The following is a 5,564-nucleotide window of genomic DNA, read 5'->3' as shown; positions in this document are numbered from 1 at the left end:
CCGCGACACCGACCGCCCCATCAACCTTCTCCTGACCGGATGACCAACGACTTTGCCGGGCCCCTGGACGGTGTTCGTACTGGACGCCCTGGAGATGGCGATCTGGCAGCGCGACCGTAACCAACATCCCATCCAGCCAGGCGAGTTGATACATCATTCGGACGCCGGGTCGCAGTACACGAGCTTCCGCCTCGCCGAACACCTGGACGCCGCCGGCATCGCGGCGAGCATCGGATCCGTCGGTGACGCGTACGACAACGCCCTGATGGAGTCCACGATCGGCCTGTACAAGACCGAGCTGATCAAACCCCAGCGACCCTGGAAGACGCTCTCCCAGGTCGAGCTGGCCACCGCCGAGTGGATCGACTGGTACAACCACCGCCGACTCCACGGTGAGATAGGGCACATCCCGCCCGTCGAATACGAAGCCAACTACTACACCGAACTCAAGAAACCCCAGGTCATCACCACAATCTGAGATCTCTACCGAACCCGGGGCGATTCACCCAGCGTCGCGCCGGCAGTCGGGAGTTCCCAGTCCCGCTCGGTGACCAGCGCGCCGATCGCGGCACCGAGCCCCCATCGGCTCACGCCCCCGAGCCGGACCATCCGGGTCGTGTGCGGCTGCGGCTGCGCCGTACGTCCGCCAGGACGGCCAGCAGGGTGCTGCCTTCGCTGTCCGGGACGGTCGCGTGCAGGGTGGCCGTCGCCGCGGACGCGCGGATCTCCACCAGCTGCCGGTGGCGGACCCTGCGGGCCGACCGAGGCTCCTCCTCACATCTGCGCTGAGAGCCTGGGCACTTGACGCCACATGTGGCCCACCTCCACTATTCCATCCCGAAGAACTCAGGCGAGACCGCAGTCATTGCTCCGGACAGAGAGGTCGACATCGGCCCGGTCATCTCCTCTCCTCCTCAGGACAACCGCCTCAGTGAGCAACCCATCGGGCCCGGCTGACGTGCCCTCCCCCCCAACAAGCAAGACAGGCTGGGCAAGCACCAGCGCTTGTGTACATGCACGAGGAGCACCTGACCCGATGGCCGCCAACGACTCCCTGCTCCTGCGTGCCTTCCGGAGTCTGCATCCGACCGCGCAGGCAGCCCTGTGCCCCGAACTGGCCGAGACATCCGTAGACGCCACGTCCGCTTCCCGGGCCGGAACGAGGAGCGTCAGCGCCGTCTCCGCGCGACGACAGTTGAGCGAAGCGTATGTGAGGTCCTACGCGGCCGAGGCCCCCAGCCGAACCTGCCGTCACCTCACCGCCGTGATGGACGACGCGGTGCGAGGCAGCGTCTCCCACCGCTCCCAGGAGCTCGATCTGCACGCTGACGTCTGCCGGAGCTGCTCTCGGGTCCGCGCCGAACTCACCGTCGTGCAGAGCGCAACTGCGGTCGTCCTCAGCAAAGTTCTTGTCGACTCCGCAAGCGCCGCTGCGGTCGCCGCGCAGGCGGAGGACGGCGACGAGGACTGCCCGGCTCCCGGGGAGCCGACGCCGGGCGCCACCGCGTCCACAGGTCGGACCTGCGCACCTGGCCGTGCCCGTCAACTGTGGGCGCTGGTCGCGGCCTCGCCGTTGCGCGCTGCGGCCGTGGCTGGAGTGACTGCGGCCGCGCTCACGGCAGCTGTCGTCGTTATCCCGCGCCCCTTCGAGGACACCAGGAGGCCACTGGCCCGCGCGACCGCCGCCCCTCCGGGGTCGGCTCTCCCGACCCCGGCGCCGTCAGCCGTCGCACCAGCCGGTCCTTCCCGGCCTGCCTCCCCCACATCCGGCCCGGCGACACCCCTTCCCGCTCCGACCGCTCCTGCCAACACCTCGGCGCCGACCACCGCTGCCAAGGCCAAGGCGCCCGCCACTCCCGCCGGGCGCACACCAACCCGACCACCGGCCGGCTTCCAACTCGTCAACAGGAGCACCGGACTCTGCGTGGGCGTGCAGAGCGAAGCCGCCGGAGCGGCGTTGCGCCTCGAGGACTGCAACGCGGGCGCCTGGCAGCGATGGGAGTCCGTGGAGGCCGGCTACGGCGCTTACCAGATTCGCAACGTGGGTACGAACAAGTGCCTCGACGGCACCGACGGCGGCGGAAACGTCGTCAGGGTCGTCCAGAGCGACTGCCACGACCGCCGGTCCGCCCAGCTGTGGATAATCGAGCCCCAGGCGGATGCAGGCGCCTTCCGCCTGCAGTTCGTGCCCCCGGTCCCCGCAAGCGACTATTCCTCGCACCTTTTCGGACCGGAGGACTGGTGGAGCGAGAACCCGCCCAGGAGGGGGTCGTATCTCGCCCAACTTCCCAACTACTACAACTCCGAGAGTTTCGTCTTCGTGATGAACCGGAGTTCGTGACAGCAACGGCCCGACCGTGCGGCACGTCAGACATGACGTCGGAGATCGTCCTGGACGCACGCCCGCGAGTGGGCAAACGTCCGCGACTGCACCTCCGGGCACGAACGCCGCATCGCGCTTGCCGAGTTCGTGGACCACCACGTCCAAGAGCGCCCGCACACCGCGCTCGGCGGCCGACCACCTGTCAGCCGGACCGCCGGGAGCGACTACCGTCTCGTCCTCGACCAGCCACCCGGACCGCTCGCGGACATCCCGCACCAGCCCACCCGCGACGACCTCGTGCAGCCGAGGTCCCGGGACACGACGTCTAGGACGGCGACGGGCGGTGTCCCTCCAGGAACGCGTCGACGACGGCCTCCGGAGAGAGTTCGGACGTGTCCGTGCCGGCCCCGCTACGATCCCACAGCCCCGTGGCGATGAGCGGGGAGAGCAGGAACACCACCTTCTGCAGCGGATCGCCGGGGCCGACATGCCCCCGTTCCTGGTGCATCGCGATGATCCGCGCTGCGTTCTGCAGGTTCGGCATGAGGGCGGAGAGGGCGTTGCGCAACTCCGGGTGACGGGGGATCTCGGTCAGCAGCGTCAGGACGGCACCGCCGTAGGCGCGGTTCGTCATGTCGTACGCGTGGACGATCGCGGCGAGGTCCGCCCTCACATCGCCCCCTGCGACCACCCGGCCGAAGGGTGATGCTGAGAGGCGGTGGGTCAGTGCCGCCTCGATCAGGGCCGCTTTGCTTCCGTAGCGGCGGTACAGGGTCACTTCGCTCACACCCGCTCTCGCGGCAATCTCCTGGGTCGTGGCTGCGTCGTAGCCACGCTCCGCGAACACCTGGACCACAACCTCGAACAGATTGTCGACATTCACGACCTTGGGCATCTTTCTCCGGACCTCACGCAGACGGGATCGTTCCGGGTTTATTGTAAGTGGCCACTTGCAATAAACCGGGGCGGGTCCCTACCTTGGATGTCGTCTCCGGGGTGTCCGGAGCGGTCAGACGAGGTGGTCTGCCCACTGTGGCGGCAACCCGGACAAGGGCGTGGGAATGACTCAGAGTGGCGTGCAGCGGAGCAGGGCCGAGAGCGCTCCACCCAGAGCCGGGGGGTCCGCCCTCTGGCGCCTGAAGGTCCGGCTCCAGTTCACGGGCTGGCTCCAGTACCTCCCCAACGCGTTCGTCGCGCTCGCATTCGCCTTGGTCGCGGCAGTGGGGTGGGTGATCGGGTCCTGGCCGGTCATCCTGTTCTGGCTGCCGGCCGGTATCGCCTCGCTGTTGCTCCTCGCCTTCGTCTTCGACCTGGTCACGGTCAAGCTCGGACTGCACCCCACCGAGGCCGTGCCCGAGCGCAGGGACGGCCTCGGAGCCTTCGATCTCATGCGTGCCCGACGCTCGTGCCGGTCGTTCCAGTCCCGGGACCTGACTCCCGCCCACCGGACGGAACTCATGGAGTCCGTCCGCGCGCACACTCGACCCGACCGGCTGATCGGCGACAGCCCCGTGCGGATGGAGTACGTCGCGGCCCCGCTCACCGTCTGGCCAGTCGTGGGCGCCCACGAGTTCCTCGTCGCGATAGCCCCCCGCACCTATGACCGCCTGGCGGTCGTCGATGTCGGCCGCAGTCTGCAGAAGGTCGTTCTGCACGCCACGCGGATGGGGCTGGCGACGTGCTGGATCGGCCCGGGAGCCGACCAGAAGAGTGTGGTGCAACACCTCGGTGACCGGTTCGACTCAGAGAAGGACCACGTCATCTGTGTCTGTGCCGTGGGATACCGTTCACGGTTCATGCCTTCGGCCATCCGCGCCATGCAGGCCTTGCAGCACCGCCGGCTGCCGCTGACATCACTCTTCTTCGCCGATCCGTACTTCCGCGAGCCCCTGGACGTCGCCCGGTCCCCCTGGAAGGCCTTCGGGCGCTGCTACGAGGTGTGCCAGTGGGCCCCCTCGTCGTACAACGGCCAGACAACCCGATGCGCCGCGGTGACCGAGCCGGCCGGGGGTGGGGGGAGTCCGGTGAGGTTCGACTTCTGTGCCTCCACCACGTCGCGGTACTACGCGCCGGTGGCACTGGGGATCTGGTGCGCGAACTGGGAGACGGGCTGCCAGGAGCTGGGCATCGACGGCCACTTCGCAGTACTGACACCCGCAGAACGAGGTGTTCAGGGAGCTCCCGAGCTGCCACGTTACGACGTGAGCTGGGTGGTCGACCACCGAGCGACCAGGTGAGGCCGGGGCCCGGTGCGACAGGGCTCCGCCCGGGCGTCCCCACTTCTCTTCGGGCCGGTGGTCCGCGAGTTGCGGGACCAGGACCCAAGATCTTCAGGACACCCCCAGGGCGTGTACCGAAGGCGGATCAAGATACTCGTTCTGCCCTGGCAAGTGTCATGCGATGCTCACGTCATGACTGACCCACGCGAGGTTGCCATCGTCCGCTGGCCAGGTCGGGCCCCTTCCGTCCAGAACGGGCTGGCAGCTCTGCTGGCGACCTACCATCTGCAGACGCAGGCCGAGAAGGGGGAAGCCGTCGCCGGTGTGGATGAGTTGCCGGACCGCTACCGGGTGGAGATCGCGGATCCACAGGCCGTGTTCGTCGATGACGTCGTGCTGCTGGCGGTGAGCGGGGACATCGCGGTGGGCTGCCTCGTGGTGACCGCCCCTCTCGACGGACGATCCGAGGTCAAGAGGCTCTGGACGGACCCGGTGTTCCGGGGGCGGGGCGTCGCGTCCAGCCTGGTCAGCGCCGCCCTCGTGCATGCTGCGGAAAGCGGCGTCAGCGCGGTGCGGCTGTCGGTGTGGAAGTGGCGGACAGGCGCGATGGCCCTGTACGAGCGGCTCGGATTCACCGTCGCCGAGTCGTGGGACGAGCGGGACCAACTGGTCTGCATGGAACGGACCGTGTGAGTGGTCACAGCCGTTCTTTGATGACCGCGGCGAGGACGGTCGCCTCGTAGCGGACCGCGAGCCTGTCGTAGCGCGTCGCCACGGCACGGTGCCTTTGAGGCGCATGCCGCGCCTTGTCGTCCACCGGCCACCTGTTGGTGCACTACCCACCCAAGGTCGCCGTCTCCAAGCTGGTCAACAGCCTCAAAGGCGTCTCCGCCCGCCGGATAATCTGAAGTCCACGTCAGAGCAGCCTTGAGATGCATTCATCCCCCGCGTGAACGACTCCGTTGGGAAATCCGCAGAATGGCGGTGACTGGCCGTCCGGACTGCCATGATCGGCCTGTTCG

5 protein-coding genes and 3 pseudogenes are annotated in these 5,564 nt (G+C 68.1%); 6 read left to right on the top strand and 2 right to left on the bottom strand.

The window, feature by feature from the left end; translation table 11 throughout:
• Positions 1–67: 67 nt before the first annotated feature.
• Positions 68–478 (top strand): annotated as a pseudogene (locus tag I3F54_RS31670) (integrase core domain-containing protein); the annotation flags it as partial.
• A 109-nt stretch (positions 479–587) separates the two neighbouring features.
• On the opposite strand, the gene I3F54_RS32460 reads toward I3F54_RS31670, so the two are convergent.
• The gene (locus I3F54_RS32460) at positions 588–731 is read right to left on the bottom strand and encodes a hypothetical protein (RefSeq protein WP_308374177.1); all 144 of its coding nucleotides are present in this window, start codon (positions 729–731) and stop codon (positions 588–590) included.
• Between the two features lie 80 nt (positions 732–811).
• On the opposite strand from I3F54_RS32460, the gene I3F54_RS32275 reads away from it, so the two are divergent.
• Positions 812–2,341: an RICIN domain-containing protein gene (locus I3F54_RS32275; RefSeq protein ID WP_308374176.1), complete on the top strand. Its 1,530-nt coding sequence runs from the start codon at positions 812–814 to the stop codon at positions 2,339–2,341.
• Positions 2,342–2,407: 66 nt separating this feature from the next.
• A pseudogene (locus I3F54_RS32675) lies at positions 2,408–2,761 on the top strand (hypothetical protein); the annotation flags it as partial.
• Here the strand turns inward: I3F54_RS32675 and I3F54_RS31655 are convergent.
• The gene (locus I3F54_RS31655) at positions 2,649–3,206 is read right to left on the bottom strand and encodes a TetR/AcrR family transcriptional regulator (RefSeq protein WP_240122374.1); all 558 of its coding nucleotides are present in this window, start codon (positions 3,204–3,206) and stop codon (positions 2,649–2,651) included. The pseudogene I3F54_RS32675 and the gene I3F54_RS31655 sit on opposite strands and share 113 nt — an antisense overlap.
• Before the next feature lie 178 nt (positions 3,207–3,384).
• Between I3F54_RS31655 and I3F54_RS31650 the strand changes: the two genes are divergently transcribed.
• The 3 genes and pseudogenes from I3F54_RS31650 to I3F54_RS31640 form a co-directional block, all read left to right on the top strand.
• Positions 3,385–4,560 carry a nitroreductase family protein gene (locus I3F54_RS31650; RefSeq protein ID WP_240122373.1) on the top strand — a complete coding sequence of 392 codons (1,176 nt, stop codon included), beginning with the start codon at positions 3,385–3,387 and terminating at the stop codon, positions 4,558–4,560.
• A gap of 174 nt (positions 4,561–4,734) precedes the next feature.
• Positions 4,735–5,235: an N-acetyltransferase gene (locus I3F54_RS31645; protein WP_240122372.1), complete on the top strand. Its 501-nt coding sequence runs from the start codon at positions 4,735–4,737 to the stop codon at positions 5,233–5,235.
• Between the two features lie 128 nt (positions 5,236–5,363).
• A pseudogene (locus tag I3F54_RS31640) lies at positions 5,364–5,438 on the top strand (transposase); the annotation flags it as partial.
• Positions 5,439–5,564: the final 126 nt, after the last annotated feature.

Origin of the sequence: Streptomyces sp. MUM 2J (genome assembly GCF_022414535.1) — a bacterium.
Classification (GTDB): domain Bacteria; phylum Actinomycetota; class Actinomycetes; order Streptomycetales; family Streptomycetaceae; genus Streptomyces.
This window is presented reverse-complemented; position numbering and strand designations above follow the sequence as displayed.

Excerpts from the sequence above, each read along its gene's own strand:
- I3F54_RS31650 (WP_240122373.1), top strand. The coding sequence starts at position 3,385 with ATGACTCAGAGTGGCGTGCAGCGGAGCAGGGCCGAGAGCGCTCCACCC.
- I3F54_RS32275 (WP_308374176.1), top strand. The coding sequence starts at position 812 with ATGTGGCCCACCTCCACTATTCCATCCCGAAGAACTCAGGCGAGACCG.
- I3F54_RS31645 (WP_240122372.1), top strand. The coding sequence starts at position 4,735 with ATGACTGACCCACGCGAGGTTGCCATCGTCCGCTGGCCAGGTCGGGCC.